The organism is Sphingobium sp. WTD-1, from assembly GCF_030128825.1.
Lineage (GTDB): Bacteria > Pseudomonadota > Alphaproteobacteria > Sphingomonadales > Sphingomonadaceae > Sphingobium.
The window spans coordinates 1,078,759-1,105,066 of the sequence record NZ_CP119127.1 but is presented as its reverse complement, the minus strand read 5'-3'; the positions used below and the strand labels follow the sequence as shown (position 1 = coordinate 1,105,066).

Genomic DNA, 26,308 nt, shown 5'->3' with positions numbered 1-26,308 from the left:
TTCCTCTATTGTGCGTCGCGCGGCCGGTCATAGGCGGCACCATCGAAATGGTCGAGCGGCACCAGAGGTTCGGCGGTGAAGTCGATCACCCTGCCGACACGCTGTGCCCTCACCGCATTTTCCGGCTGAAAGGTGAAGCAGTTGGGCGGCACGCGGGTCGCGGTCGATTGCCGCTCCATCGGGATCAGGCGGCCATTGGCGAGGATCGTGCCCCATTGCAGCAGCCGGGCGGCCTCACGCTGGGGCTCGTCCAGCGCGTCGATCCAGGGCCGCAGCTTCATCAGCGACTGGCCGGCAATGTCGGCTGGCGCAGTCATGACATGGCTGCGATGGGCGACCTGCAGCAGCGGTACGCCGTCGCGCCTGATTTCCGCGACCGCCTCGCCTTCGAGCGGATCACAGGCCAATATCTCATAGCGGGTCGGCGCTGCGTCGCCAGCGTGCGCCGCAGCCAGCACGGCCAGGTCGTGCAAATGGGTGCAGTTCGCCTTCTTCTCGCCGCGCGCCGCCGCCTCAGCCAGCGCGACACCGGTGAAGGTCGCCTGCAGCACCGTCGGCGCACCCGGACAGGTGGTCCAGGGCACCCGCTCCATGATCGCGTCGACGCCGCTGATGCGCGCGCCGTCATGATGCAGGATGACGGCCATGCTGTGATAATCATCCTCGACCGCGGCGGTCACCCGGCCGGGCAGCGGCGTCACCAGGAAACGACGGCGAAAGCCGGGCAGCATGTCCAGCATGCCGCTGTCCATCGCGATCAGTCCTTCGCCAGCAGCAGCGCCGCCGCCATGGGGCCGCCACCCGATGTCGCCACAGCCACCTTCGGGTCGCCGGCGATCTGCCTTTCGCCGCCCTCGCCGCGCAACTGCACCACCGATTCATAGGCGAATCCAAAGCCGTGCAGCCGTCCCCAGCCAAGCTGGCCGCCGCCGGTGTTCATCGGCAATTCGCCGTCGAGCGCGATGCGCTTGCCCTCTTCGAGGAACTGGCCGCCTTCGCCGACATCGCAAAAGCCCAGCCCTTCGAGCCAGGTGATCGGCTGGAAGGCGAAACCGTCATAGAATTGGACGGTATCGACATCCCTGGCGGTGTAGTCGGTATTTTTCCACAGGTCGCGCCCGGTCGGATAGGCGCTCGCCCATTCGGCCTGGTCCCAGCTGTAGCGCTCGACCGATCCGGCGCTGGCGGCGATGCGGATCGGCGTCGTCTTCACCTCGCCCAGCGCATCGCCCGCCGACACGATCAGCACGGTCGAGGCATCGGTGAAACGGTCGCAATCATAGAGGCAGAAGGGCGAACTGATCATCCGCGCCGCCATGTAGTCGTCCATGGTCAGCGGTTTCTTGACGATCGCGCGCGGGTTGCGCGCGGCATTGGCATGGTCGTTCAGCGCCACCTGGGCGAGCTGTTCGCGGGTCAGGCCATAGCGCTTCATGTGGCGCATCGCGAATTGCGCGGTCCAGTTGGCCGCCGAGAAGGCGCCGAAGGGCGAGACCCATTGCGAATTGCCCGACACATCCTTGCGCCGCTCCATCGGCGGAAATTCTTCGGGGCGGGCCAGCGCCGCCGCTTCATAGACGGTGCGGAAGCACAGGACATGGCGGGCAAGGCCGGCCTTCACCGCCATCGCCGCCTCGGCGATCGCGCCCAGCTGCGCCGTCGCCTCCGCCGCGCCGATGTGCCAGCGTGTGTTGAGGCCCAATATCTCGATCACATCGTCGGCACTGACCGGCGAGAAGCCGAGGAAGGTCGACATCTTGCCGGGATAGGTGGCGACACCGTCGATCTGGTCGAGCGTCAGGCCGGCGTCGGCAATCGCCTCGCGCACGGCGTCCAGTGTCAGGCCCAACGGCGACCGGGTCAGCCGCACGCCGACCTCCGACATGCCGATGCCGGTGATATAGGCTTCGCGCGCCATGCTCATGCGACCTTCTCGAACAGGGGAAACCAGATGCCGTCCTGCTCCTCGAAGGTGACGCGGACGCGGTCATCCATGTCGACGGCATCGACCGGGCAGTTGACGATATTGGTGGTCAGATAGACGCCGGGCACATCGTCGAGCCGGACGCGGGCGATGACGAAGGGCACCTCCATATCCTTGGCCCAGGCCTGATAGTTGATCGTATAGGTATCGACCGCGCCGGTGCCGGCGACCGCATGGGGGCCGACATTTTCCGACTGGCAATGACGGCAGATCTCGCGCGGCGGATGGGTGAACTGGCCGCAATCATCACAGCGGGTGATGTTGAGCTTCCCCTCCGCCCCGCCGGTCCAGAAGGCGCGATTTTCCCGGTCGAGGCGCGGGCGCGAACGTTGCCAGACCATCAGACGTCCCAGACCAGGTTCAGGCTTTCGATGCCGATCACATGGCCGCCATGGAAGACCGTGGGCTTGGCCGGATCGAGCCGGAATTCGGGCAGACGCGCCAGCATCTCCTCATAGAGAACCTGCAACTCCACGCGCGCGAGGTGGGAACCCAGGCAGCGATGCGGGCCGACGCCAAAGGCGATGTGAACATTGTTCTCGCGATCAAGATCATAGCTGTCGGGCTGCGGAAACTCCTTCGCATCCAGATCGGCGGCGGGCAGGAACAGCTTGAGCATGTCGCCGGGCATCATCTTGGCCCCGGCCAGTTCGGCGGGCTTCTTGATGACCCGCATCGGCACGGTGAAGGTATAGCGGCGCAGCATTTCCTCGGCCGCTTCGGCTACCAGCTTGGGCTCGGCCCGCAACTTCGCCTGCAATGGCAGGTCGAGCGCCAGGCCGCGCATGGCAAGGCCCATGCCGTTCATCACCGTATCGAGCCCGGCGATGAACAGCAGCACGCCATAATTCTCCATGTCGGCAAGCGTGCTCGGCTGGCCGTCCACCTCCAGCTTCCACAGCATGGAAATGATATCGTCCTTCGGATTATCCCTGCGCTCCAGCACGGTATCGCGCATCGCCGCGGCAATGCGCTGCAACCGGCGCATGGAGCCTTCGCGATCGGTATCGATCGCCTCCATATGCTCCTTCACGATCTGGCGATATTCCGGCAGCCGTTCGAGCGGCAGGCCCAGCATCTTGAGGAAGACCTGCACCGGCAGCGGCTCGGCCACGGTGCTCATGAACTCGCACTGGCCATCGGCCTTGATCGCGTCGATCAGCTCACCCGCCAGTTCGCGGATGCTGTCCTTCAGGGCCGCGATTGTCTTGGGCGAGAAGACCTTCTGCAGCGGCTGGCGATATTTGGTATGTTCGGGCGGATCGAGCGTGATCGGGATCGGCTGCGGAATATGCGGCGCGCCCGGCGGCAGCGAGGCGAGCAGCGCCTTCATCTTGTCGGCCGGCACGAACTCGCTGGAATAGGTCTCGGTATCGCGCGACGCCTCATAATTGGCGGCATGGGTCAGCGCGACCCAGCCGCCGCCATTCCGCGGCGTCCAGAAGACCGGCGGCGCCGTCTTCAGCAGGTCGAGGATGCGCGCATGCGGATCGGCCAGCAGCCCCGGATCGGCATGGACATCGAAATCATAGACGAGCGCGTCGGGCACATGGGCCGGCTGTGGCGCGGCGGGGCTCAAGGTGGCGTGGGCCATGATTCTCTCCGTCTTCCCTGCTGGGGCGGGCGCGTGCAGGACGCGTCCCTTCTTGTCGGACCCGTTTTGCCCGGCGGCCCGGCAAAGGCAAAGGGGCTGGGTGTGGCGGCGCCAGATAACGCACCGACGATCCGCGTCGCGGCTCCGTATCGCGATGGCGATTGTGCCGGGCGCCACGTTGATCGGGGCCGTAATCTCCTTTCTAAGGAAGGTCAGAATAGCCGGAGAGGGCAGATGAGAATCCGCATCGAAAAGTCAGGCTGCGTGGGCAATGCCCGCTGCGCCGCCGTGTCCGAGGACATGTATCCGCTGGACGAGGACGGCTATATCGCGACCGAGGGTTTCGACGTGGCCGACGGCGAGGAACAGACCGCCAAGCGCGGCGCGCGCGCCTGCCCCGAACGCATCATCTTCGTCGAGGAAGATGATGGCAGCATCAGCTGGCCGCCCCAGGCCAAGGCATAATCAGAGAATCCGGGAGAGCGAGATGAGCGACATTTTGGGCTATAAGGGCAAGCGCGTGATCGTGAGCGGCTGCTTCTCTGGCATGGGGGAGGCGACCGCCAAGCTGCTGCTGGAGCTGGGCGCCGAGGTTCATGGCCTGGACTTCAGGGACAGCAGCCTGCCGCTCGCCTCCTTCACCAATGTCGACCTGCGCGATCCCGCCTCGATCGAGGCGGCGGTGGCCGGCATCGGCGGCAAGGTGGATGCGCTGTTCAACTGCGCCGGCCTGCCCCAGTCCTTCCCGCCGCTCGACGTCATGAAGGTGAACTTCATCGGCCTGCGCCACCTGACCGAACAGGTGCTGCCGCTGATGGGACCGGGCGGCGCGATCGCCAGCATCGCCTCCACCGGCGGGCTGGGCTGGAGCCGCCGCATCCCGACCAACATGGAATTCGTCACCACCAAGGGCTATGACGCCGCCGTCGCCTGGTGCGAGGCGCATCTCGATGATGTGGTCAAGGAAGGCTACAGCTTCTCCAAGGAGAATGTGATCGTCTGGACCCAGTTTATGGGCGCGCATCTCATCAAGAAGGGCATTCGCATCAACTGCACCCTGCCCTCGCCCACCCAGACGCCGATGATGGCGACGTTCGAAGCCGCGTCCGGCAAGGATGTGGTCGCCGCCGCCGCCGAGCCGATGGGCCGTTATTCGACCCCGGCCGAACAGGCGGGCGGCATCGTGCTGCTGAACAGCGATCTGGCCGGCATCGTCAATGGCGTGGTCTTCCCGGTCGATGGCGGCTTCATGGGCGGCGTCGCCACCGGCCAGGTGGACCTCAGCGTCATGATGCGGCGTTCGGCGCCCGCCGAGGCCTGACCCCCATGAATTTCGACCTGACCGACGATCAGGAGATGATGCGCGACATGTTCGCGCGCTTCCTGGACGAACATAGCAGCATGGCGCGGGTCCGCGCCGCCGCGCCGACCGGCTTCGACCCCACCCTGTGGCAGGGGCTGGCGGAGCTGGGCGCGCTGTCGATCCGCGTGCCCGAAGAGGCCGGGGGCCTGGGCCTTGGCCTGTTCGACGCGACCATCCTGATGGAGGAAGCGGGCCGGACACTGGCATCGGGGCCTCTGGCCGAAGCGCTGGTGGCGGCGCGCTTGCTGGCGCAACTGGGCGGCGAGGCGACGGCCGACCTGCTCGGCCGGGTGCTGGCGGGCGATGCGGTCGCCAGCTTCGCCTTCGAGGATGTCGCGGACACGCCCGTCCAGTGGATCGGCGGTGGCCTGGTGGCCGAAGCCGTGCTGGCCCGGTCGGGCGAAGACATCATCCTCGTCACCGTGCCCGCAGAGGCACGCAAGGCGGAGGATAATCTTGCCTCCACCCCGATCGCGCAGATCGACCTGTCGGCGCATCCGCGCACGGTGCTGGCATCGGGTGCCGAGGCGCTGGCGACCTTCGCCGCCGGGATCGAGGAATGGAAGCTGCTGATCGCCGCCGGTCTGGCCGGCATCGGCCGCGAGGCATTGAAGCTCGCCGCTGCCTATGCCTGCGAGCGCAAGCAGTTCGACCAATATATCGGCCAGTTCCAGGCCATTTCCCATCCGCTGGCCGACATTCTCTGCGAGATCGACGGCGGCAAGTTCCTGGTGTGGAAGGCGATCCGCGACCTGGCCGACGGCGCCCCCGAAGCTGGGGGCGCGATATCGATCGCCGCCTGGTGGAACGCCCAGAGCGCGGCCAAGGCGGTGGCGCAATCGCTCCACACCTTCGGCGGCTATGGCCTCACCACCGAATATGACATCTTCCTCTATAATCTGCGGGCCAAGGCCTGGCCGCTGATCGGCGGCGATCCGCAGCGCTGGCTCGACGAGGCCGGGCGCCGGCTCTACGCCGATGAGGCCGCCGCCCTGCCCGACGCCGGACCGATGCCGGTCGATTTCGACCTGGGCGAAGCCGCGCAGACGATCAAGGACGAGATCGACGCCTTCTTCGCGGCCAATGTGACGCCGGAGATGCGGGCGACCTTCCACTATAGCTGGGAGGGCTATAACCCCGAACTCAACCGCAAGCTGGCGGCGCAGAATCTCCTCTATCTCGGCCTGCCCAAGGATGTGGGTGGCCGGGGCCTGTCGGCCTATGAGAAGACCGCGGCGATGGATGCGTTCGAGGAGCAGGGATACAATAACCCCGCCGCCAATGTGACGCAGATGGTGTCGCTCATCATCCACCGCTTCGGCACCGACGAGTTGAAGCAGGCGGTGCTGCCCGAAATCATGCGCGGCGAGGTGATCTGCTCGCTCGGCTATTCCGAACCCGGATCGGGCTCCGACGTGTTCGCGGCGCAATGCCGCGCGACGCAGGAATCCGACGGCAGCTGGCGGATCGACGGCACCAAGATGTTCACGTCGGGCGCCAACCTGTCCACCTATGTGCTGATGCTCTGCCGCACCAATCCGGACGTGGCCAAGCATAAGGGCCTCACCATGTTCATCGTGCCGCTGAAGGCCGATGGCGTGACGGTGCAGCCGGTCCACACCTTCCAGGACGAGCGCACCAACATCACCTTCTATGATGGCGTGCGCATCCCCGACAGCTGGCGACTGGGCGAGATCGATGGCGGCGTGCGCACCATGAGCGCCAGCCTGGAGCTGGAACATGGCGGCGGCTTCGCCAAATATCAGCGCAAGATGCTGCAGGCCGGCGAAGCCCTTTGTCGCGAACTTATCCACAGGGGCAGGCCGCTGATCGAGGATGGTAGCGCACAGGCGCGGCTGGCCCGCACCGCCGCCAATCTATGGGCGTCGGAGCTGATCACCTATCGCGCCCAATGGGTCATGTCGGAAAAGAAGCCGAACCATGCCTATGGCCCGATGGCCAAGATGTTCAGTTCGGAGAAGTTCCTGACCGACGCGCGCGACCTGCTCGATCTTACCGCCCCGGCCTCGCTCTCCAAGCGCAAGGGGCCGGCGGAGGAGATCAACATGTTCTATCGCCACGCCCAGGGATCGACCATCTATGGCGGCACCAGCGAGGTGCATCGCAGCATGATCGCGGAAAAGGGCCTAGGCCTGCCGCGCACCCGCGCCTGAGGAAGATCGCATGACGGACGACGCGCCCCATCTGCTGACGCAGGAACAGGATGGCATCCTCATTGCCACGCTGAACCGGCCGGACAAGCTCAATGCCCTGTCGGCGGAGACGATGGCGCTGTTCGAGGCGGCGCTGATCCGTTTCCGCGACACGCCGGAGCTGAAGGTAATGCTGGTCCGATCGACCGGCCGCTATTTCTGTTCCGGCGCGGACATGAAGAGCGGCGGGTCGCCCAGGGAATATCCCCGCACGCCCAGTGGCATCCGCGAAAATCACCGGCTCCAGCTCAACGGGATGCAGCGCATCTATGACGAGATGGAGCATGTGGAAAAGCCGATCGTCTGTGCTATCCACGCCACCTGCGTCGGCGGCGGGCTGGAAATGGCGCTGTCCTGCGATTTCCGCCTGGCGGCCAAGTCAGCCGCCTTCTCCTTCCCCGAAGGGCTGTTCGGCGTGCTGCCGGCCTCCAACGGGGTCAGCCGCCTGACCCGCATCTGCGGCCCGCACTGGGCGCGTTGGCTGATCATGGGCAACCAGAAGGCCGATGCCGACCGCGCCCTCATCATGGGCCTGGTGCATGACGTCATGCCCGACGAGGGCTTCGACGACGCGGCCCTCGCCTTCTGCCGGCACCTCACCAAGCAGAATGGCGAACAGATGGGCGCCGCCAAGATCGCGATCGAGCTGGCCGCCGAAGTCGGCCCGTCCATGGGTCGCCATGTCGAACGCATGGCCAACAGCGCGCTGATGCTCAACCCCGCCTATCTGGAGGGGATGGAACGCTATCTGAAAGGCATCGGCGGCAAGAAGGAATAGGAATTCGTTTGGAGAAATGCGCCTCCGGCGCATCGGCACCAGCCCACACCCCCACCCGGCCTCCCAGACATGGTATCCTGATGGGAGGCCGGGTGGGGGTGTGGGCTGGTGCGGCAATCCGGCTACGGCCGGATTTTCCAACACATGCTAAGCGCCTTCTCCCATCCACAAACTTATCCACAGCTTTTTCCACAGATAGGCGTGGGAAAAGCTGTGGATAACTTCTGTCGATAAGCCTGTGGATAAGTCGAACGCGCGCCGCTCTCAGGCGCGCGCGTCGCGCAGCATCGCGCGATAATCGCGGATGCCCAGTTCCATCAGCCGCGCCTCGGCCCGCAGCAAATGGGTGCGCGCCAGCGGATGGGGGGAATGGAGAATATTCTGCAGCGCCATGTCGGTGGTGACGGTGACGACACGCTCCAGCCCGGTCATCAGCGCGGTGCCCATGCTGAACACCGGCGATCCGGCCTCTTCGCTGCCGCCATCCATCTGGTCGACCAGCAGCCGCATCACCGGCTGGGCGGCATGGACGCGATGCAGCATCATCCGCTCATTCTGGCGATCGGCCATATTGTTGCGCAGGTGGAGCAGGCGAGAATGCTTGACCCAGAAGCCATGATAGGCGGTGACGAAGGCCAGCGCCTTCTCGCCCAGTTCCTCCTCGCTCCATCGGGTCCGCAACAGGCCGACATAATCGGCCTCGGCCGTGGCCATCACCGGCTCCAGCACGGCGAGCAGCAATTCGGTGAGGTCGGAGAAATAATTATAGAGCGACGTCATGCCGAGCGAGGCCTGGCGCGCGACCGCGCTCAGCGAGATTTCGACATCCACCGGTCCCGCCAGCAATTCGTTGGTCGCGGCCAGGATGCGCTCGCGCGTGTCGCGCCCCTTGCGACCCAGGCGCTGGCCATTAAGATTATGGCTCAGCGCCTTGGTGGCCCGTCCCCGGCCCTTGGGTTCCGACGGCCCGTCCGCCGCAATCGATGCCTTTGCCGTCAAAACCCGTCCTATCCATGCCCCGTCGCGCGCCTCAGGCGGCGCGCCAGGCGATCAGCTTGGTTTCCAGGAACTCCTCGATCCCTTCGAGGCCCCATTCGCGGCCTACACCACTGGCCTTGTAGCCACCGAAAGGCAAGTCGCCGGCGATGCACATGCCGCCATTGACGCTGATCGATCCGCTGCGGATCTGCTTGGCGACATTGATCGCCCGGTCAAGATTGCCCGAACTGACGCCGCCCGACAGGCCATAGCTGCTTTCATTGGCGATGCGCACGGCATCGGCATCATCCTCGAACGGGATGACCACCAGCACCGGTCCGAAAATCTCTTCCTGGGCGATGCGCATGTCGTTGGTGACGTCGACGAAGCAGGTCGGCTCGATGAAATAGCCGCCGCCCTTGTCCGGCCGCGCCTTGCCACCGGCCAGCAGGGTCGCGCCCTCGGCCTGGCCGATATCGACATAGGACAGCACCCGCTCCATCTGCCGCTTGGAAATGACCGGCCCCATGATGTGCTGGGGATTGTCGAAATCGCCCCAATTGTCGCCAAAGCTGGCATAGGCATGCTTGAGGATCGCCTTCGCCTCCTCATAGCGACTGCGCGGCACCAGCAGGCGCGAATGCACGGCGCAGCCCTGGCCGGCATGGAAGACCAGCATGGTCTGGGCGACATCCATCGCGAAATTGGCGGAATCGTCGAGCACGATCTTCGCCGACTTGCCGCCCAGTTCCAGGAAGACGCGCTTCAACGTCGCAGCGCCCTGTTCCATGATGCGCTTGCCGACGCCCGTCGATCCGGTGAACGAGACAAGATCGACGCGCGGATCGGTGACCAGCATCTCGCCGGCCAGCGCCGGATCGCTGCCGAACACGACATTGATGACGCCGGCGGGGAAGCCCGCCTCCACCGCCAGTTCGCCGAAGATCGCGCCCATGCCCGGCGTGTTGGGCGCGGGCTTCAGGATCACGGTGCAGCCGGCCAGCAGCGCCGCCACGACCTTGCCGACATTCACATAGAGCGGCACGTTCCAGGGGGTGATCGCCGCCACCACGCCAATCGGTTCATAGACCGCCTTGCGCAGGCTTTCGAAGCCATAGCCGGTGCGCCCGCCATAATCCTTTTCCCATTCCAGCTTGGGAAAGACGGCGAGATAATCGTCCCAGCCGTCGAGCGCCATGTCGACATGGGCACGGCCGACCGCGCCCATGGCGGCGCCGGCCTCATGCCGGGCCAGGTCCGACAGCCGTTCCTTGTTCGCCTGGAACAGGTCGCGCAACTTCGTCACCAGCGCGACGCGCAGGTCGACATTGGTCGACCAGTCGGTGGTGTCGAAGGCGCGGCGGGCAGCGACGATCGCGGCCTCGACATCGGCGGGCGAGGCATCGGCGGCGGTGCCGACCGGTTCGCCGGTCCAGGGACCGATCACCTCAAAGGTCTTGCCGCCTTCGGCACCGCGCAGCACGCCGTCGATATAGAGCTTGGCTTCGGGAAGAGTGGCCATGATCGCCTTCCTGTGGATAACTTCTGTGGATGTTGTGGATAAGTCGCCCGGTCAGCGCTTGCGCGCGCTCAGGGCGACCGATCCGATGTGCAGGTCCGCCGGCATGTCGAGCACGGCGCGGAAGACGTCGGTGACCGAATTATAATGGCTGATGCCGCGCTCGCGCAGGTTGAGGCCGACCTTGGCATTTTCCTGGGCAAAGCGGATCGCGACATCCATCGGCCAGCTGCTGCCGGTCTTGGTCTCGTCCATCATCATGCCGGCCTGGACCACGGTGACGCGCACACCCTCGGGCTCCAGTTCGCGCGCCCACATGTCGGACATGAGTTCAAGGCCCGCCTTGCCGCCGGCATAAAGCCACAGCATCGGCATTTTCAGCGGCACGGATTCGCTGGTGACATTGATGATATGGCCGCCCCCGCGCAGCAGCGGCAACGCCTCGCGCGCGCAATAGATCGGGCCGGCGACATTGGTGGCGAGCGATGCTGCGATCTGCTCGTCGCGCACCTCGGCCAGGGTGAAGGGTTCGTAGATGGCGGCATTGTTGATCAGCACGTCGACCTTGGGGTGGCGCTGCGCGATCGCGGCAAAGGCGGCGCGGACGGAATCGGGATGGCCGACATCGCAGGCCACCGCGAAATGGGGTTCGCCCAGTTCCTGCGCGACCGCCTCGACCTTCGACAGGGTGCGGCCCAGCAGGATGACGGTTTCGCCATCGCGCGCGAACCGCCGCGCCAATGCGCGTCCCAGCCCGTCGCCCGCACCGGTAATGACGATGACCTTGCTCACCTCTCGCTCCACCTGTTCTTTTCAAACTTCATGCTAATAGCGCATGGCTTCTTCGGCCGGGCAAGGCCATGCCGCATCGCGCTTGCGATGGTTCCCCGCCTCAGCCCGCCGGCCGCGCGAAATCGGCCGGATAGACGGACAGGTCGCCATCATAGGCGATGCCGCCGGGCCAGAATTTGTCACCGCTGACCCTGGCGAAATAATGGACCGTGCGGGCGAAGGAGCCGGCCGAGGAACGCGGTTGGAAGGCGACGCCGCTGGGGCTGACGCCGCGCGCGCGGGCGCTGAAATCCTTGACCGTGAACAGCAGGTCGTCGGTCTGCTGGGCGCAGAAGACCAGGTCGCTGCCGGGACAATAGCGGCGCGGTTCGACCTGAAGCGGCGAGAGACGGCCGCGCTTCATCGCCACCTTGCCCGGCACACGCGTCACTTCGGGGCCATGGACCGTGTCATACCAGTGATGATATTCCGCCTCCCGCCCGGCGACGAAATTGGCGAGGATGATCGAGACCCCGGAAAAGGGCTGGTCGGCCTGGTGATTGGGGCTGGAGACCCAGTCCGAATACATCGCATAGCTGTGGATGCGCTCGCTTTCGTCGCTGTCGTCGATCAGCCCCGCATCGCGCGCATCGGCCAGCAAGGGCGCTAGCGCCGGCAGGTCGATCTCCGGCGCGGCATAATCAAACTCATAGACCGACAGGAAGCGCCAGGGCTGGGGAATGTCGGGCATGATCTGCTGCGGCGTGACTTCATAGCGATCGGCCGAACGAAAGCCGCGCAGCCGGGCCAGATCCTGCTGATGCGCGCCGTCGAACCAGCGGGCATAATCCTCCGCCCGGTCGGCCGCGACATTGTGCAGATGGATGGTGGTATACAGGCTCATTCCTCGTCCCCGGCTGCCCGGCCGGCTGGTCCCGACCCATTATGTGGCGGCAATCCAGCATGGATGCCCACCACATGCCAGAGCGGCCGGCCAATGATCGCCGGGGCATTGAGAAGCGGGCGCGAATTGACCCTGTCGGCAGCGCTCCGCATCCTGACGCCGCAATCATGCCGGAAGGACGCGTGATGACCGACCCCGTAGCCGCACCCCGCTTCGCCCTGTTCCGCGCGAAGGATGCGACCGATTTCGAGGAAAGCGGCCTGATGGCGACGGTGCCGCCGACGCCGATCGAGATGGCAGGCTCCATCGCCGCGGTCGAAGCCGGCATGCTGGAGGGCACGCGGGTGAAGCTGCTCTTTTCCATGCCGGGCCTCAGCCTCACCCATGCCTGGTTCCGCAGCGGCTTTCCGCTGCCGCGCCACAGCCATGATGTCGACTGCCTCTATTTCATCCTCGCCGGATCGCTGCGGATCGGCACGGAGGAACTGGGCGCAGGCGACGGCTTCTTCGTCGGCGCGAATGTCCCCTACACCTATGTGCCCGGCGACCAGGGGGTCGAGGTGCTGGAATTTCGCGGATCGGACAGCTTCGACATCAGGATGCTCGCCAACAACCCCGCCTATTGGGATCGGGCAGTGGCGCAGGTCTCGGCGCAGCGCGCGCATTGGACGGGCGAGACGCCACCGTCGGGCCTGTCCTTCGGAACCGAGCCCGGCGGCGGATAGGGGCGATCAGCCCCGCCCGTTTGCCGCCTCATGCGCGGCCAGCCGGCGCCCGGTCACCAGCGTCTGGCCGACGAACAGGATGATCAGGATCACCCCGACCGTGCCGACGAAGATGTCGAAGCCGGACCAGCGCCCGAACAGGCCGGGCTTGTCGCCCAGCACCATCATCATCACCGTCAGCGCGATCAGCATCAGCCGCAATTCGGTCGGGCCGGCCGACAGATAGGAGAGTTTGAACTCCCCCAGCACGCGGGCGGAGAGATAGGCGTGGATCGACAGCAGCAGATAGCCGGCGAGCGCCACAAGGGCGACATCCATGGTGACATAGGGGCTGAGGCCGATGCCGGCGAGGATCAGCAAGGTCACCAGTCCATCACAGCTATGATCGATGAAATAGCCATAGGAGGGCCGTTCGATCCGGCGGTAGCGCGCCAGGCTGCCATCCATGGAATCGCCGAACCACTGGACGACATAGCCCAGGATCGCGAGCAGCAGCCAGGATGCACCGACATTGCTGGCGGTATAACCGATGAAGGTCATCAGCGCGCCGATCAGCCCCAGCAGGGTCAAAAGATCGGGTGTGACCTGCCGCGGCATCCGGGCGCACAGCCAGGTGAGAAGCTGGCGTTCGGAGCGCGCCAGGAAATTTTGCTGGATGCGGTCCAGCGTCGTGGCCGCATCATGTCTTTGATCTGTCATGATCCCTTATCGAGGACATATGTGGCGCGGACAAGGCAACATCCCCCACGCATGACGACATGGTGCCCGCCTTCCCGTTCAGGCCGGTGGCGCCTTCATGTCGATCACCAGCCGGGTGAGGCGGGATCGGGCGATGCGCCATTGGCCGTCTTCCCGGCGATAATCTTCATGATAATGGCCATGGCCGGTAAGCATACGCCCATCGGACCAGACCAGATGGTCCTGCATCGCCCAGATGGCGGTCGCGGTGTCGTCGTCGATGGCGATTTCGGGCGAATGGACATGATGGACGGTGCGCGCCGCGTCGATCGAGGCGCGGACGCTGGCGATCGCGACATCGCGCCCCTCCAGCAGCGGCCCGCCCGATCCGGTCGCGTCGAGCCGGAAATCGGGCGTGAACAGCGCGGCAAAGCCGTCCCAATCCTTGGTATCGAGCAGGCGGCAATAGCGCGCCTTCACATTGGCGATGGCCAGCCAGTCGGCAAAATCGGGCGCGGCCATCAGAAGCGAAAACCGCGCATCTGGTTGCCGCCGTCGCACAATATCACCTGATTGTTGATGAAGCTGCCCTCGTCGGAGGCGAGGAACAGGCCGAGATTGGCGATATCCTCGGCCGTGCCCTGGCGCTTGACCGACTGCATGCCCTTCAGCCGCTCCCAATTGTCGGCGGCAACGCCGTCCTGCGCCGCCTCGGTCGCCATCAGGCCCGGCGCGATGCCGACGCAGCGTATCTCGTCCTGGCCGAACTGCATCGCCATCGCATGGGTGAAGATATTGAGCGAGGCCTTGGTGATGCCATAGGCGGTGGCGGGGTTGTAGCTGGCCATCGACGACTTGTTGATGATGACGCCCTTCGCCTTCGCCAGCGCCGGCCGCAATGCTTCGGCCAGCAGCAGCGGGCCGATGGTGTTGACCGCGAAATAATGCTGCCACTTGGCCTGGCCCAGACCGAAGAAGCCGCGCGCAATCTCACCAGCATGGAGGCCGGCATTGTTGATCAGCACGTCGAGCCGCTCATGGACGGCCAGCACATTGGCGGCGAAGGCCTGGATATCGGCCTCGTCGCTCATGTCGACGCGATGCACGGCGGCGGTGGCGCCAAGCTGTTCGACCTGCGCCTTGCTCTCGGCCAGCCCCGCTTCGTTGATGTCGGCCAGGATCAGGTGCGCGCCCTCGCCACCGAAGGCCAGCGCATAGGCGCGCGCCAGCCCCGCCGCGCCGCCCGTCACCAGCACGGTCTTGCCCACGAAACGTCCCGCCATCCTCTGCCTCCTATTCTGGTTGAAATCCTATCGGCCGCGCAGATAGGCCATGGCGCCGCGCGCGGCGGCCAGTCCATCTTCGGGATTGTCGACCTCGACATAGCCGGTCGCGCGGGTCAGCCGGGCGATACGCGGCATCAGCGCGGCATAGTCCATCTCGCCACTGCCGGGCGTGACCGCATGGTCGGTGATCGCCGTGCCATGGTTCCGGTCGATGTCTTTCAGATGCATCGACACCACCCGCGGTCCCAGCGCCGCCAGCAGATCGAGCGGCGCCACCCCGGCATACCAGGCCCAGGCCAGGTCGACCTCGAACGAGAGCAGGTCCGGCGGTATCCGGCTGGCCATCAGGTCGAGCGGCCGGTCGCCGTCGATCGGCATCAGATCATACCAATGATTATGATAGGCGAGCGTCAGGCCGGCCGCCTTCGCCTTTTCCCCCAGCGCCGCAAGCTGCGGGATATAGGCGTCGAGCGCGGCGCGGGTCGTCTGCCCCAGCGTGCGGCTGGCAATGAAGATCGGCGCGGTGGTCAGCGCGACGATGTTCGCGCCGATCGCCGCCGCCTGATCGAACTGCTGGTCATAGTCCGCACCGCGCACGCCGAGCCGGACCACGCCCACCGTCATGCCGGCATCGCGCACCATGCGGGCCTTGTCCTGCGGCGTGGGTTCGGACGGGTCGTTGGCGACATAGGAAGCGAGGCGGAAACCGAACCGGCCATAGCCCATTGCCGCCACGGCGTGCAGCGTGCCGGCATAGTCGCGCGCCAGTTCCTTGCGCACGGTCGTATCGGCCAGGCCCAACACCGGGCTATATCGCTTTGCCGGGGCATGGCCGGCCAGCATCAACGATGCAGCGCCGCCCAGCAGCAGCGAGCGACGCCCGAGAGGATCAGTCATCCCGGTCATTCCACCCGCGCGAAGGTGACGCGGGCGATGCGCCAGCCCGCCGGGGTCAGGCGAAAATGGTCGCTATAGCGCCCCATTACCGTGTCGACCGCACCGCCATCGCGCCGTTTCAGTTGGACGAAGACGGTCCAGTCGCCGGTCGCCTCGCTTTCCTGCACCTCGATCCGGGGTGAATGGAGCATGTGCAGCACCCATTGGCTGTTGCCGGCGATAGCGGTGCAGAGGAAATCGATGATCGCGGCCGCCCCGAGCAACGGCGTCAGGCCATAATCACCCACGAAATCGTCGGTGAAGATGTCGGCGAACAGCGCCCTTGCCTGGTCAGGTGCCTGCGCCGCCAGATCCGCCGCCGCGCAATAGCGCGCCTTGAGATTGGCGATAGCCAGCGCCTGCCCGGCCGGATCGGTCACGCAGCCTCGACCTCCAGCCGCTTGACCACCAGCGCCTTGAGGTCCGCCGTCTTGATCTTTGCACTGCCGGTCAGTTCCAGATCGCTCTCGGCAAAGAAGAGCACGCGGCGGGGCACCTTGAAGCTCGCCAATTGCTCCTTCGCGAAGCCGCGAATGCCGTCCTCGTCCAGCATGGCATCCGCATGCGGGACGATGCAGGTGACCACCAGTTCGCCCAGCGTTTCATGCGGGACGCCCACGGTCTGGGTCACCTTGACGCCCGGACAGGTCTTGATGACGCTGTCTATCTCGATCGGCGAGACGTTGGCGCCGCCGGTCTTGATGATGTCGTTGAGCCGCCCTTCCCAGTGCAGCCGTCCTTCCGTGTCGAACCAGCCGCCGTCGCCGGTGCGGAAGAACCCCTCGCCATCGACCGAGTCATCAAGCGGGATGCCGACATAGCCCAGCATCAGGGTCGGCCCCTTGACCGCGATCTCGCCCCGTTCACCGAGCGGCACGACCGCGCCGGTGAGCGGATCGACGATCTTGAAGATATTGCCGGGCAGCGGCGCGCCATGGCTGCCGGCAATCCGTTCTTCGGGCGTGCCGGACGGGAAGATCGAGCTGATCGTAAAGGTCTCGGTATTGCCATAGGCGGCCATCGGTTCCTGCCAGTTTGTGCTGACGGTCGGATGGCGGCCGAGCGGATTGGTAGGATTGACATAATAGAGCGCGGACAGGTCGACATCGCCCCAATTGGCCGCGGCTTCCAGCTGCGCCCATTGATGCGGCCAGGCAAAGGCCATGGTCGCCTTTTCCGCTTCCATCAGGCTCAGCGCTTCCGCCGGCTGGAAGGTCTGTTGCAGGATCAGGCTGCCGCCGCCGGTCAGCGCGCCACCGATGGCCATGCAGAAATTGCCCGACCAGAAAAAGCCGTTGGCCGACCAGGCGCGGGCGTCGGGCTTCGCTTGCAGGAAGCGTTTCCAGCGCCAGAGCTGCAAGGTCGGGCCGCGATGCGCGCTGATGATGCCCTTGGGCTTGGCGGTGGAGCCGGAGGAGAAGAAGAGCACGCCCGGATCGGCCGGCATGACGGTAGCGGCGGTCGCATCGACCAGCGCCTGATCGACAGCGTCGCCGCGCGCGAGGAAAGCACCCCAGTCCTCGATCCGACCCATCGCTCCGTCGACGGCGGCGAGATGGCGTAGGAAGGGGAAGCGGGTGGAGACCAGCCGGCCGTCGCCCGCGACGCCGATCGCGGGTTCCAGATCGGCGAGGATCGCGCCGAAATCCTTCTTCAGCACGCTGCGTTCGAGCAATAGCACGGAGCAGGCCGAGGACTGGACCAGATGGTCGAGTTCGGCCGGGGTCGAGAAGGTGCTGAGCGTCGCGGCGACGCCGCCGGCGAGCGCGATGCCGAACACGGCCGAGAGAAATTCCGGCCGGTTGGTCATCAACACGCCGACGCGCGTCCCCTTGCCCACGCCACAGGCGACCAGCGACCGGGCGACCGCATTGGCCTGCGCCCACAGATCGTCATGGCTCCAGCGGACCACGCCATCGGGTCCGTGGAAGACCAGCGCCTCCCGCCCGGCATGGGCCTGCGTGACCTCATGCAGCCAGCCGCCGAGCGTCAGCGTGCCCAGGCCCTCCTCTTCAGAAAGAGGCGGGCCGGCGACGATCGAGAGCGCAGCCATCGGCTTAGCGGTTGACGTCGACGATGACGCGGCCGCGCACCTTGCCGGCGAGCAGGTCGGCGGCGACGCCGATCGCATCGCCGAGCGAGATCTCCTGCGCGATCACCTCCAGCAGCGCCGGGTCAAGATCGCGGGCCAGCCGCGCCCAGGCGGCGAGGCGCACGGGCTTGGGCGCCATCACGCTGTCGACGCCGAGCAGGCGCACGCCGCGCAGGATGAACGGCATGACGGTCGCCGGGAAATCGGCGCCCTGGGCAAGGCCACAGGCCGCGACGGCGCCGCCATAGCGGGTCTGGGCGCAGGCATTGGCCAGGGTGAAGCTGCCGACCGAGTCGACCACGCCGGCCCAGCGCTCCTTCTGCAGCGGCTTGCCCTTTTCCGACAGTTCGGCGCGGTCGATCACGCCGTCGGCCCCCAACGTCTTGAGATAGTCGCCCTCGGCCGACTTGCCGGTGGAGCCGATCACGGTGAAGCCCGCCTTCTTGAGCAAAGCGACCGCAACGCTGCCGACGCCGCCGGTCGCGCCGGTGACGAGGATTTCGCCCTGGTCGGGGGTCACGCCCGCCTTCACCAGTGCCTCGACGCAGAGCGCTGCGGTATAGCCGGCGGTGCCGATCGCCATCGCCTGCTTGGGCGTGAAGGCCGTGGGCAGCGGCACCAGCCAGTCGCCCTTCAGCCGGGCGACCTGGGAGAGGCCACCCCAATGGCCCTCGCCCACGCCCCAGCCGTTCAGCACCACCTTGTCGCCGGCCTTCCAGTCACCATGGTCGGAACTGCGGACGGTGCCGACCAGATCGATGCCGGGCACCATCGGAAATTTGCGCACCACCGGCGAGGCACCGGTGATCGCCAGGCCATCCTTGTAGTTCAGGGTCGAATAATCGACGTCGATGGTGACATCACCCTCGGGCAGCTGCGCCTCATCGACCTGGGCGAGCGAGACGCTCTGCTTGTCGTCGGTCTTTTCGATCAGGATGGCGGAAAACATGCGGTCGGTCCTTCTTGAAGAGAGAAAGGGAAATCGGGCAGCCTATCCCTGGGCAACCCTGGGGAGCGGCGCGAGCGGACGGCCGAGCCGCTCGGCAATGTCGGGGAATTTGTCGCTGCGCATCGATCCGAACATGCACAGACGCAGGCATTCCTGGGCGAGGCGACGGCCGAGCGCGCGCCGTTCGCCCTCTTCGCGCGCATGACTGCGCGCCCAGATCGGCCAGAGAAAGGCGCCGGCCAGCATCAGCACCGACAGGACTTCGGCATCGACGCCGTCTTCGGCGAGATCGCTATTGGCGAAGCGCTGAAGCGAACCTTCATATTCGCGCCAGAAGGGATCAGCCATCGGATCGGGCGAGGCCAGAAGCTGGAGCAGCCAGATGCGGCAGAGTTCGGGATTGTCCATCGCGAACATGGCCAGACGATCGGTGGTGTCGGCAATGTCGACTTCCTCGACCCGGCGCTCGCCGATCGTATCGGGATCGCCGAAGACCGAACGGAACATGCGTTCCGAAACCCAATCCGCGGTCGCCTCGATCAGCTTCTCGCGGGTTTCGAAATGCTGATAGGCCGTGCCGCGATTGACGCCGGCGAGATGGGCCACTTCCGACAGGCTGACGCCATCCGGTCCATCCTTGGCCAGCAACGCACGGGCCGCTTCCAATATGGCCTCGCGGGTCGCCACGGGATCGCGGGCGCGCCTTTTCCGAATGTCCGTCATGCTGCCTCACCTGGGTTGATCGTTCAGAGCCTATAATGATCAGCCCTGTTGATCGGCTCCATCCCTGCCCGCTCCGGGGCCAGAGTCAATCGCTGCCACCCGGCAGCCATGGCCTCATCGCTCCCGCGAAGGTCCTGGCCTCAAACGCCGATCGGCCGGACAACCCTGGGGCTGCCCGGCCGATCCTTTAGCCGTTGCGCGGATGGATCAGCGCGAACCGAAGGCGAAGCGCAGATTGACGCCAAATTCGCGCGGCGGGGTGACCGTGGCACCGGTATAGGTGCTGGTATAGGTCGCCGCCGCCGTGGTCGCGCCGGTCGCGGTGAAGCCGGTGATCTGCTGATAGCCGGTGAAGAGCGGTGTGGTCCGCGTCAGCACCTTGGTCGTGTCGAACAGATTCTTGGCGAACAGCGAGATTTCCCAGCCGCCATCGGGATCGCGGATACCGGCATAGAGATTGACCAGCGCATAGGCGCTGACATCGTCATAATTATTGCCCGGATCGCCCTTCGACTTGCCGTTATAATTGACGAGGCCACGGATGAAGCCGTCGGTCTTGCCCGAAATGCTGGTGTGGAACTCGCTCTGCAGCGTGGCGGTGATCGGCGGCAGGAAGGCCGCGCGCTGGTTCACCTGACAAGCCGAGAGATTGTCGGCACCGACCGCTCCCTGCAGTTCCGCCAAGCTCGGCGCATTGCCGACCGGATCGGGGATGCCGTCGCCGTTCAGATCGTTGCACGGGATGGTGCCGTTCTTGATCTTGCCGAGCGAATAGCTGCCGGTCAGATTGACGTTCCAGCTGCGGGTGATGTCGAAGCCCAGTTCGCTTTCCACGCCGTTCACCTCGACCGGGACAGCGCCCACGAAGTTGAACGAACCCACCTGCTGCGCGGTGCCGGTGACCTGGCCGGCCGCATTGCGGACGGCGACGGTGTTTACATAGTAAACGCCGCTGTTCGGCACGCGATAGGGGAAGTTCTTGTACTTCTGGTGATAGGCGGTGACGTTGAAGCGCATCCGCCCGCCCATAAGCGTGCTCTTGAAGCCCAGCTCATAGGATTTGGAGGTTTCGGGTGGCAGGTCGAGGAAGGACCGCTCCAGCGCCGACGGTGCGATATTGAAGTCGCCGACCACGTTGATGCCCGGACGGAAGGAGCTGCCGGTGGCAGCATAGACCAGGAAGTCCGGCGTGAAATTATGCTTGAGCGACGCGCTGTAGATCAGCTTGTCGGTATCCTGCGTATCTGCGGCGATGGTGTTGCCATTGACCGCCAGATAGTTTTGCGACTTGTACTTGATCTGGCGCAGGCCGCCCGCCAGTTCGGTCGCCTCGCCGAAATGGGCGGTCAGGTTGCCGAAGAAGGACTGCTCATGCGCCTTGCCGGTACGGTCGATCTCGGTCTGCACCACCGAAGCAATGCGGCCGCCAAGGGCAGCAGGCAGACGCACGATGGTCGGCGAGGTCAGATGGGTCGGCGGGTTGAGCTTGTCGTCGAAGAAGCCGATGACATAGTCGAACATGTCGAACACACGTTCTTCATTCTGCAACCGGATTTCATGCGAGGTTTCCTTGGCCACGGTGTCGGTGACCTGGTTGACGTCGCGGCCGACGAAGAAATTGCCATCGTCGACATTGTCGGTCGAATGGAATTTCTGCTTCGTATACATGCCCTGATAGATCAGGCGCTGGCCAGCGAAGGCCAGTTCCGACCGCCAGTTGAAGATGTCAAAGCGCTGGTTGATGATACGCGGCGATTCCTGGATCGACAGCCGATCCTTGGCGGTGATCAGCACCGGGCTGGGCGTGGCATTGGGATTGGCTTCGCTGAAGGAAATCGCCTGGTCATAGGTCCGCGCATCGCGGTCCATATATTGATAGGTGCCTTCCAGCTTAAGCCAGTCGGTCGGCTCGATCGTGCCGACGACCCGGGTGCTCTTGGTGCGCGACCAGGGGCTCGGGCCACCGCTGATCGGGCGGACGCGATCGGCATCATCCTCGTTCCAGACGCCCGACACGCGAATGCCCGCAATCCCCTCGATGATCGGCAGGTTCAGCGCGCCCTTGAAGTTCAGCGTGCCGATATCGTTGCCGGTCCAGTCGATGGCGCCACCAAACTGGTTGAGGTCGGGCTTGCGGGTGGTGATGGTGATCGAACCCGACGGCGAAGCGCGGCCGCGCAGCGTACCCTGCGGCCCGCGCTGCACTTCGATCTGGCCGATGTCATACATCTGCTGCAGCACGGCACCCGGCGAGAGCGGCGCGTCGTTGAAATAGAATTGGATGGTGCCGCTGTTACCGCTGGCATTGGCGTCGAAATTCACGCCGCGCAGGCGCGCATTGCCACCGATGCCATTGGCGTTGTTGGTCAGTTCGAGGCCCGGCGCCAGCGCCTGGACTTCGTTGAAGGTGCGGATGTTGAGGTTGCCGATCGCCTGTTCGGTGACCGCGTTGACCACCGCAGGCACGTCCTGAATGTCTTCGCCACGACGACGCGCCTCGACGATGATGATCTGCGGATCGAACCCGGCGTTCGTGGTTGCAGCCTGCTCCTCGGGCGCCTGGGCAAGAGCTGGCGTCGCGACAGTGAGTGCCGCGACACTCGCGCCGATCAAATAATAGGCCGACATGCGATTCATAAATGAAGCCTCCCCAAATAAACATCATGTTGACTATTGAGTCACCATTGATGCAGTGATCTTTTTTGCTTTGGTTGATTCTCGTTATGCCTGATATTGGCGGCCCGAGAAGCCCGACACCCCCGAAAATGACGACATATCGCCATCGCGATTCCGCCTGATCGCCACTGATCCCCGGGGCGATTTGCGCCCACCCTTTCCCCCTGCATGATGGCCGGCCGATGGCGCATGAGAGGGGATAGCGTAATGGACATGCAACTGGCGGGCACAGTCGCGATCGTAACTGGCGCGACCGCCAATATCGGCCGCGCCATCAGCCTTGGACTGGCGGCCGAAGGAGTGAAGCTGGTTGCGGTGGGGCGCGACCAGTCGGCTGGCGCCCGGCTGGTGGAGCAGGCGATCGCCGCCGGTGCGAAGGAGGCGCGCTTCGTGGCGGCCGACCTCAGCGATCGGGCCGCTCCTGCGCAAATTTTGGCAACGACATCCGAACTGGGTGACGTCACGATTCTCGTCAACAATGTCGGTGGCAATGTCGGCGCAGGATTCTTCGTCGATTCGGACCCGGCAAGCTGGGATGGCGACATCGACCTCAATCTGGGCACATTGCTGCGCATGACCCATGCCGTGCTGCCCGGCATGGTCGCGCGCAAGGCCGGCGCGATCGTCAATATCGGGTCCACGGCGGGAATCGTCGGCGACTATATGCTGCCGGTCTATTCGGCGGCCAAGGCGGCGGTTCATGGCTTTACCAAGGTGCTGGCCAAGGAAGTCGGGCAGCACGGCATCCGCGTCAATTGCGTCGCCCCTTATGGTACGGTTTCGCGCGACCCGGCCGCCTTCAGCATGGGCAGCCGCTTCCATCCCGACAGCAATTTCTTTGCCAAGGCCTTTGCCGGCACCAGCCCGGAAGACATGGCAAGGCGATCGCGCCAGACCGTGCTGGGCCGTCCCGTCGCCTTTGCCGAAGAGGTCGCGTCGCTCGCCGTCTATCTGGCGTCGGACCAGGCCGGATTCATCACCGGCCAGGTCTATCCGGTAGACGGCGGCAGCCTGCTTTGAGTCAGGCTTCCGGCGGGCCGAAGCGGAAGATCGTCATCTTGTTGCCGTCCAGATCGCGGAAATAGGCGCCGTAGAAGCCATTGGGATCATCGCCGCGAATGCCGGGCTTCCCTTCGCACTTGCCGCCCAGTTCGAGCGCGCGGGCATGGACCGCATCGACCTGTGCCCGGCTCTCCGCCTGGATACCGACCTGATTGCCATTGCCCGGCGTCGCATCCCCCTCGAACGGGATGCCGATCAGCAGCATGCCGCCCTCGGCGGTCTTGTAGGCGACCAGATCGGGCCGATCATAGGCCCGCACCGCCCCCAGCAGTTCGGCAATGCCGTCATAGAAACGCTTCGCGCCATCCAGGTCGCGGGTGCCGAAACGGGCCATGCTGATCATCTATTCTCTCCTTTTACAGGCCGCCCATGCCTTTCCAGCGGTCCGGTCCCATCCACACATATTCTACATAATGGCCCAGCCAGGGCCGGGTATCGAGATAGACGAACTCCAGCATGCCCGGCGTCCCGCCCTTGAGCACCACCGGATAGGGCTGGTCCTCGATCCGCGCCATGAAGGCGGCCCAGTCATCGACCCGGTTGCAGATATGGTGGAAGACCAGCCGATCATCATCGGGCAGCGCATCGCGATAGAGCGCCAGCACATCGCCCGATATCGGCTGGATCAGTTCGAACTGCATGTCGTCGACCCAGACGAAGGCGAGCTTCTGCACGCCCTGCCCCTCGCCCTGCGGGGTCCAGAGCTGCACCGGCACCTCGATCTCCGACAGGGTGCGGATATCCGCCTGGTCGCGGAACTGGGCGACGGCCTTGTCGACATTGCGGGTGACATAGGCGTTCTGGAAATGATGGCCGGTCAGCATGGCTCAGCCCTCCCGCGCGACGTCATAGCGCGCCAGATAGCGCTCGAAATGCGGCGCCAATTGTTCGACCGACAGGCCATATTGGGCGAGCTTGTAATCGTGGCGACCGAACTTGCCCTGCGGGTTGTCGTCCAGCCAGGCCTGCATCGCCGCCTCCGCCTCCGGCGTGAACTCATCGCCCAGCGCGGCGTAGAGCCGCCGCATCGTGCCGATCGGATCGGTGGTGAGGTCGGCATAATGGACATCGACCATGCTGTCCTCGCCCAGCCGCTCGCGCGCATCCATGATGCGGTCGGCATGGAGCCGGGCCTGATAGGTGCAGTTTTCCGCAAGCCATTCAGGATCGACCCGGCCGGTAAAGGCCATCTGCCCCAGGCTGATGATCGAGCAAAAGCTGCCCATCGCAGTATAGGGATCGCGATGGGTCCAGATGAATCGGGCGTCGGGATAGATTTTGCGGATCGTCTCGATCCACAGGCTGTGGCTCGGCATTTTGAGGTTCCACACGCCCGGCGCATCGGCCTGCAGCAATTGCAGGAAGCGTTTGTGATATTCATAGGCCGACGTCATGTCGGTGGAGAAAAGCCAGTCGCGATAATTGGGCAGCTTCCCCCGCGATTCCAGCGCCAGCGCCTTGAAATCATGCGCCATGAAGAAGATGCACTCATTGGGATAGACGGCCGAATTGCGATAATATTTGCCCATTTCCGGCCGGGCGGCGAGCATCGCCTTTTCCTGTTCAAGCCGGGCGATGGCGCGCGGATCGCTCTTGAGCGTCGCGCTGGTCGCCGGCGGCACCGGCTCGTCAATCTCCCAGGTCAGCGGTGAGCGCCGGGCCGGATCGCAGGCGAGCAGATTGCTGAGCAGGGTCGTGCCGGTGCGCGGAATGCCGAAGACGAAGACCGGCCGCTCGACCGGCCGTTCCAGCAGCTCGGGCCGCTGCGCCAGATAGTCGGTGGTCCGGAGGCGATTGGACAGGAGGTCGACGACATTGGCCTCCATCCGCGCATGGCCGCTGTCCGACAGGCCGGTCTGGTTCGCATCCGCGAGCAAAATGTCCAGCCCTTCGCGATAGCTGTCGGAATCGAAGCGATCAAGGCCGGTGGCCTTGATCGCGCGGTCGATCAGCGCGTCGGCAACCAAAGCTGCGCCCATGGCATATCTCTCCTGATGTCTTTTGCCGCCATCATGGGCAGCAGGGCGATGCGCGCCAATGCTGCCCGATCAAGTGAACGGGACGGACTATCGATATCAGGCCATATCAGAAGAGTAGCGTCCGCCCCTATCGCGGGCGCGATGTCAGATGCTGGCGAAACTGGCGCGGGGTCGCCCCGGTGGCGCGGCGAAAGGCGAAGGCGAAGCTGGAGGGCGAAGCGAATCCGAGCGCGAAGGCAATCTCCTTGATGCTCTCGCTCGATCCCAGATAGCGTTTGGCGACATCGATCCGGCACTGGACGATATAGTCGCCGATCGAACAGCCCCGGCTGGCGCGAAAGCCGCGCGTCAGTTGGCGCACCGACAGGTTGCACAGCGCGGCCAGCTCCTCCAGCGAGGGCGCCGCGCCGCCCAGTTGCAGCCGCTCGTCGATCCGCCGCAGCCGCCAGGTAGCAAGGCCCCCGGTCGCTGGTCCCTCGGCGATCGCCTGACAATAGCGCGCCACCTCGATCGCCAGTTGCCCGGCGATCAGTTCGGCCAGCACGATGCTGCCCGGCCCCGGCCGGTTCACCTCCTCCGCCAGGCGGAACAGGCAGGCGCGCATATGCGGATGAGCGATGTCGAGGCAGGCGGCGAGGCGGCTGTCGGTCCATTCGATCGGCCCGTCGAGCCAGCGGTCGATCGCCTCCGCCTTGATCTCGCATACGACCGAAGACTGGCTGCCCTCTCCTTCGGTCCGCAACCGCAAGGCCTGCCCCGGCGGCACCAGGAAAATCTCGCCCAGCCGCTCATAGCGATGCGGCCCCCAATGGTCGGCATAGCAGCCGCGCACCCGCTCGGGCCGGGGGGTCAGACACATGTCGAGCCAATAATGGCGCTCGCGCCGGAAAATACGGTCGGTCGGCCCCGCCAGGTCGAGCCGCATGATCCGTGCCTGGGCCTGCGGCACCGCAATCTCGGCCTCGAAAACCGACCTGGCATAGGATTCCGCCATCGCTCCCCCGCTCTCTGGCCATGTTTGGCCCTATCGCTGCACTATGGCTCATTCTCGATAGTCTGGTCAATTGCATCGGCGCCGGAGTCGCCCGCATCCTTGGG

Annotated in this window: 27 protein-coding genes; 6 read left to right on the top strand and 21 right to left on the bottom strand. The window is 65.1% G+C overall.

What is annotated here, in order from left to right:
- Window positions 1-5: 5 nt before the first annotated feature.
- From N6H05_RS05460 to N6H05_RS05445, 4 genes are read right to left on the bottom strand one after another with little or no spacing between them, the layout of a single operon-like run.
- The gene (locus N6H05_RS05460) at window positions 6-752 is read right to left on the bottom strand and encodes a DUF2889 domain-containing protein (RefSeq protein ID WP_284113006.1); all 747 of its coding nucleotides are present in this window, start codon (window positions 750-752) and stop codon (window positions 6-8) included.
- A gap of 5 nt (window positions 753-757) precedes the next feature.
- Window positions 758-1,924 (bottom strand): thiolase family protein, encoded by a 1,167-nt coding sequence (locus N6H05_RS05455; protein WP_284113005.1) that lies wholly within the window; start codon window positions 1,922-1,924, stop codon window positions 758-760.
- A complete protein-coding gene (locus N6H05_RS05450) occupies window positions 1,921-2,325 on the bottom strand; it encodes a Zn-ribbon domain-containing OB-fold protein (RefSeq protein ID WP_004209032.1) in 405 nt (134 codons plus the stop codon). The genes N6H05_RS05455 and N6H05_RS05450 overlap by 4 nt, the downstream gene beginning before the upstream one ends.
- Window positions 2,325-3,578 carry a cytochrome P450 gene (locus tag N6H05_RS05445; protein ID WP_010336460.1) on the bottom strand — a complete coding sequence of 418 codons (1,254 nt, stop codon included), beginning with the start codon at window positions 3,576-3,578 and terminating at the stop codon, window positions 2,325-2,327. The genes N6H05_RS05450 and N6H05_RS05445 overlap by 1 nt, the downstream gene beginning before the upstream one ends.
- A 234-nt stretch (window positions 3,579-3,812) precedes the next feature.
- Between N6H05_RS05445 and N6H05_RS05440 the strand changes: the two genes are divergently transcribed.
- Genes N6H05_RS05440 through N6H05_RS05425 form a run of 4 tightly spaced genes read left to right on the top strand, consistent with a single transcriptional unit; the run spans window position 3,813 to window position 7,932 of the window.
- Window positions 3,813-4,043 (top strand): ferredoxin, encoded by a 231-nt coding sequence (locus N6H05_RS05440; RefSeq protein WP_284113004.1) that lies wholly within the window; start codon window positions 3,813-3,815, stop codon window positions 4,041-4,043.
- 22 nt (window positions 4,044-4,065) lie between these two features.
- Window positions 4,066-4,899 carry a coniferyl-alcohol dehydrogenase gene (locus N6H05_RS05435; RefSeq protein ID WP_004209035.1) on the top strand — a complete coding sequence of 278 codons (834 nt, stop codon included), beginning with the start codon at window positions 4,066-4,068 and terminating at the stop codon, window positions 4,897-4,899.
- A gap of 5 nt (window positions 4,900-4,904) precedes the next feature.
- A complete protein-coding gene (locus N6H05_RS05430; protein ID WP_284113003.1) occupies window positions 4,905-7,115 on the top strand; it encodes an acyl-CoA dehydrogenase family protein in 2,211 nt (736 codons plus the stop codon).
- A 10-nt stretch (window positions 7,116-7,125) separates the two neighbouring features.
- On the top strand, window positions 7,126-7,932 hold the full coding sequence (locus tag N6H05_RS05425) for an enoyl-CoA hydratase/isomerase family protein (protein ID WP_284113002.1): 807 nt from the start codon (window positions 7,126-7,128) through the stop codon (window positions 7,930-7,932).
- 264 nt (window positions 7,933-8,196) lie between these two features.
- Here the strand turns inward: N6H05_RS05425 and N6H05_RS05420 are convergent, their stop codons facing one another.
- The 4 genes from N6H05_RS05420 to N6H05_RS05405 all read right to left on the bottom strand — a co-directional run bounded on the left by N6H05_RS05420 (window position 8,197) and on the right by N6H05_RS05405 (window position 12,104).
- A complete protein-coding gene (locus N6H05_RS05420) occupies window positions 8,197-8,931 on the bottom strand; it encodes a TetR/AcrR family transcriptional regulator (protein WP_010336464.1) in 735 nt (244 codons plus the stop codon).
- 31 nt (window positions 8,932-8,962) lie between these two features.
- Entirely contained in the window at window positions 8,963-10,432 is a 1,470-nt protein-coding gene (locus tag N6H05_RS05415; protein WP_284113001.1) for an aldehyde dehydrogenase family protein, read from the bottom strand.
- Window positions 10,433-10,483: 51 nt separating this feature from the next.
- On the bottom strand, window positions 10,484-11,221 hold the full coding sequence (locus tag N6H05_RS05410) for an SDR family oxidoreductase (RefSeq protein WP_284113000.1): 738 nt from the start codon (window positions 11,219-11,221) through the stop codon (window positions 10,484-10,486).
- Between the two features lie 100 nt (window positions 11,222-11,321).
- Entirely contained in the window at window positions 11,322-12,104 is a 783-nt protein-coding gene (locus N6H05_RS05405) for a hypothetical protein (protein WP_284112999.1), read from the bottom strand.
- Window positions 12,105-12,289: 185 nt separating this feature from the next.
- On the opposite strand from N6H05_RS05405, the gene N6H05_RS05400 reads away from it, so the two are divergent.
- Window positions 12,290-12,829: a cupin domain-containing protein gene (locus N6H05_RS05400; protein WP_284112998.1), complete on the top strand. Its 540-nt coding sequence runs from the start codon at window positions 12,290-12,292 to the stop codon at window positions 12,827-12,829.
- Window positions 12,830-12,835: 6 nt separating this feature from the next.
- On the opposite strand, the gene N6H05_RS05395 is transcribed toward N6H05_RS05400, so the two are convergent.
- The 9 genes from N6H05_RS05395 to N6H05_RS05355 form a co-directional block, all read right to left on the bottom strand.
- Window positions 12,836-13,528 carry a CDP-alcohol phosphatidyltransferase family protein gene (locus tag N6H05_RS05395; RefSeq protein ID WP_004209043.1) on the bottom strand — a complete coding sequence of 231 codons (693 nt, stop codon included), beginning with the start codon at window positions 13,526-13,528 and terminating at the stop codon, window positions 12,836-12,838.
- A 78-nt stretch (window positions 13,529-13,606) separates the two neighbouring features.
- On the bottom strand, window positions 13,607-14,029 hold the full coding sequence (locus N6H05_RS05390; RefSeq protein WP_284112997.1) for a nuclear transport factor 2 family protein: 423 nt from the start codon (window positions 14,027-14,029) through the stop codon (window positions 13,607-13,609).
- A complete protein-coding gene (locus N6H05_RS05385) occupies window positions 14,029-14,790 on the bottom strand; it encodes an SDR family NAD(P)-dependent oxidoreductase (RefSeq protein ID WP_284112996.1) in 762 nt (253 codons plus the stop codon). Before N6H05_RS05385 ends, N6H05_RS05390 begins: the two co-directional genes overlap by 1 nt.
- Before the next feature lie 27 nt (window positions 14,791-14,817).
- On the bottom strand, window positions 14,818-15,690 hold the full coding sequence (locus tag N6H05_RS05380; RefSeq protein ID WP_284112995.1) for a sugar phosphate isomerase/epimerase family protein: 873 nt from the start codon (window positions 15,688-15,690) through the stop codon (window positions 14,818-14,820).
- Between the two features lie 5 nt (window positions 15,691-15,695).
- On the bottom strand, window positions 15,696-16,109 hold the full coding sequence (locus tag N6H05_RS05375) for a nuclear transport factor 2 family protein (protein ID WP_284112994.1): 414 nt from the start codon (window positions 16,107-16,109) through the stop codon (window positions 15,696-15,698).
- On the bottom strand, window positions 16,106-17,782 hold the full coding sequence (locus tag N6H05_RS05370; RefSeq protein WP_284112993.1) for a class I adenylate-forming enzyme family protein: 1,677 nt from the start codon (window positions 17,780-17,782) through the stop codon (window positions 16,106-16,108). The genes N6H05_RS05375 and N6H05_RS05370 overlap by 4 nt, the downstream gene beginning before the upstream one ends.
- Window positions 17,783-17,786: 4 nt before the next feature.
- The gene (gene acuI, locus N6H05_RS05365; RefSeq protein ID WP_284112992.1) at window positions 17,787-18,770 is read right to left on the bottom strand and encodes an acrylyl-CoA reductase (NADPH); all 984 of its coding nucleotides are present in this window, start codon (window positions 18,768-18,770) and stop codon (window positions 17,787-17,789) included.
- A 42-nt stretch (window positions 18,771-18,812) separates the two neighbouring features.
- A complete protein-coding gene (locus N6H05_RS05360; RefSeq protein WP_284112991.1) occupies window positions 18,813-19,493 on the bottom strand; it encodes a TetR/AcrR family transcriptional regulator in 681 nt (226 codons plus the stop codon).
- Window positions 19,494-19,700: 207 nt separating this feature from the next.
- Entirely contained in the window at window positions 19,701-22,130 is a 2,430-nt protein-coding gene (locus N6H05_RS05355; RefSeq protein ID WP_284112990.1) for a TonB-dependent receptor, read from the bottom strand.
- 246 nt (window positions 22,131-22,376) lie between these two features.
- Here N6H05_RS05355 and N6H05_RS05350 point away from each other — a divergent pair, with 246 nt between their 5' ends.
- Complete coding sequence (locus N6H05_RS05350; RefSeq protein WP_284112989.1) at window positions 22,377-23,189, top strand: SDR family NAD(P)-dependent oxidoreductase; 813 nt, start codon at window positions 22,377-22,379, stop codon at window positions 23,187-23,189.
- Between the two features lies 1 nt (window position 23,190).
- Here the strand turns inward: N6H05_RS05350 and N6H05_RS05345 are convergent, their stop codons facing one another.
- From N6H05_RS05345 to N6H05_RS05330, 4 genes are all read right to left on the bottom strand, one after another.
- Window positions 23,191-23,574, bottom strand: a complete 384-nt coding sequence (locus tag N6H05_RS05345; protein WP_284112988.1) for a VOC family protein — start codon at window positions 23,572-23,574, stop codon at window positions 23,191-23,193.
- A gap of 13 nt (window positions 23,575-23,587) precedes the next feature.
- Window positions 23,588-24,055, bottom strand: a complete 468-nt coding sequence (locus N6H05_RS05340) for a VOC family protein (protein WP_284112987.1) — start codon at window positions 24,053-24,055, stop codon at window positions 23,588-23,590.
- 3 nt (window positions 24,056-24,058) lie between these two features.
- Window positions 24,059-25,210: a sulfotransferase family protein gene (locus N6H05_RS05335; RefSeq protein WP_284112986.1), complete on the bottom strand. Its 1,152-nt coding sequence runs from the start codon at window positions 25,208-25,210 to the stop codon at window positions 24,059-24,061.
- A 127-nt stretch (window positions 25,211-25,337) separates the two neighbouring features.
- Window positions 25,338-26,204: a helix-turn-helix domain-containing protein gene (locus N6H05_RS05330; RefSeq protein WP_284112985.1), complete on the bottom strand. Its 867-nt coding sequence runs from the start codon at window positions 26,202-26,204 to the stop codon at window positions 25,338-25,340.
- Window positions 26,205-26,308 lie beyond the last annotated feature (104 nt).

Excerpts from the sequence above, each read along its gene's own strand:
- N6H05_RS05460 (WP_284113006.1), bottom strand. The coding sequence starts at position 752 with ATGGACAGCGGCATGCTGGACATGCTGCCCGGCTTTCGCCGTCGTTTC.
- N6H05_RS05455 (WP_284113005.1), bottom strand. The coding sequence starts at position 1,924 with ATGAGCATGGCGCGCGAAGCCTATATCACCGGCATCGGCATGTCGGAG.
- N6H05_RS05450 (WP_004209032.1), bottom strand. The coding sequence starts at position 2,325 with ATGGTCTGGCAACGTTCGCGCCCGCGCCTCGACCGGGAAAATCGCGCC.
- N6H05_RS05445 (WP_010336460.1), bottom strand. The coding sequence starts at position 3,578 with ATGGCCCACGCCACCTTGAGCCCCGCCGCGCCACAGCCGGCCCATGTG.
- N6H05_RS05440 (WP_284113004.1), top strand. The coding sequence starts at position 3,813 with ATGAGAATCCGCATCGAAAAGTCAGGCTGCGTGGGCAATGCCCGCTGC.
- N6H05_RS05435 (WP_004209035.1), top strand. The coding sequence starts at position 4,066 with ATGAGCGACATTTTGGGCTATAAGGGCAAGCGCGTGATCGTGAGCGGC.
- N6H05_RS05430 (WP_284113003.1), top strand. The coding sequence starts at position 4,905 with ATGAATTTCGACCTGACCGACGATCAGGAGATGATGCGCGACATGTTC.
- N6H05_RS05425 (WP_284113002.1), top strand. The coding sequence starts at position 7,126 with ATGACGGACGACGCGCCCCATCTGCTGACGCAGGAACAGGATGGCATC.
- N6H05_RS05415 (WP_284113001.1), bottom strand. The coding sequence starts at position 10,432 with ATGGCCACTCTTCCCGAAGCCAAGCTCTATATCGACGGCGTGCTGCGC.
- N6H05_RS05405 (WP_284112999.1), bottom strand. The coding sequence starts at position 12,104 with ATGAGCCTGTATACCACCATCCATCTGCACAATGTCGCGGCCGACCGG.
- N6H05_RS05400 (WP_284112998.1), top strand. The coding sequence starts at position 12,290 with ATGACCGACCCCGTAGCCGCACCCCGCTTCGCCCTGTTCCGCGCGAAG.
- N6H05_RS05395 (WP_004209043.1), bottom strand. The coding sequence starts at position 13,528 with ATGACAGATCAAAGACATGATGCGGCCACGACGCTGGACCGCATCCAG.
- N6H05_RS05390 (WP_284112997.1), bottom strand. The coding sequence starts at position 14,029 with ATGGCCGCGCCCGATTTTGCCGACTGGCTGGCCATCGCCAATGTGAAG.
- N6H05_RS05385 (WP_284112996.1), bottom strand. The coding sequence starts at position 14,790 with ATGGCGGGACGTTTCGTGGGCAAGACCGTGCTGGTGACGGGCGGCGCG.
- N6H05_RS05380 (WP_284112995.1), bottom strand. The coding sequence starts at position 15,690 with ATGACTGATCCTCTCGGGCGTCGCTCGCTGCTGCTGGGCGGCGCTGCA.
- N6H05_RS05370 (WP_284112993.1), bottom strand. The coding sequence starts at position 17,782 with ATGGCTGCGCTCTCGATCGTCGCCGGCCCGCCTCTTTCTGAAGAGGAG.
- acuI (WP_284112992.1), bottom strand. The coding sequence starts at position 18,770 with ATGTTTTCCGCCATCCTGATCGAAAAGACCGACGACAAGCAGAGCGTC.
- N6H05_RS05360 (WP_284112991.1), bottom strand. The coding sequence starts at position 19,493 with ATGACGGACATTCGGAAAAGGCGCGCCCGCGATCCCGTGGCGACCCGC.
- N6H05_RS05355 (WP_284112990.1), bottom strand. The coding sequence starts at position 22,130 with ATGAATCGCATGTCGGCCTATTATTTGATCGGCGCGAGTGTCGCGGCA.
- N6H05_RS05350 (WP_284112989.1), top strand. The coding sequence starts at position 22,377 with ATGGACATGCAACTGGCGGGCACAGTCGCGATCGTAACTGGCGCGACC.
- N6H05_RS05345 (WP_284112988.1), bottom strand. The coding sequence starts at position 23,574 with ATGATCAGCATGGCCCGTTTCGGCACCCGCGACCTGGATGGCGCGAAG.
- N6H05_RS05340 (WP_284112987.1), bottom strand. The coding sequence starts at position 24,055 with ATGCTGACCGGCCATCATTTCCAGAACGCCTATGTCACCCGCAATGTC.
- N6H05_RS05335 (WP_284112986.1), bottom strand. The coding sequence starts at position 25,210 with ATGGGCGCAGCTTTGGTTGCCGACGCGCTGATCGACCGCGCGATCAAG.
- N6H05_RS05330 (WP_284112985.1), bottom strand. The coding sequence starts at position 26,204 with ATGGCGGAATCCTATGCCAGGTCGGTTTTCGAGGCCGAGATTGCGGTG.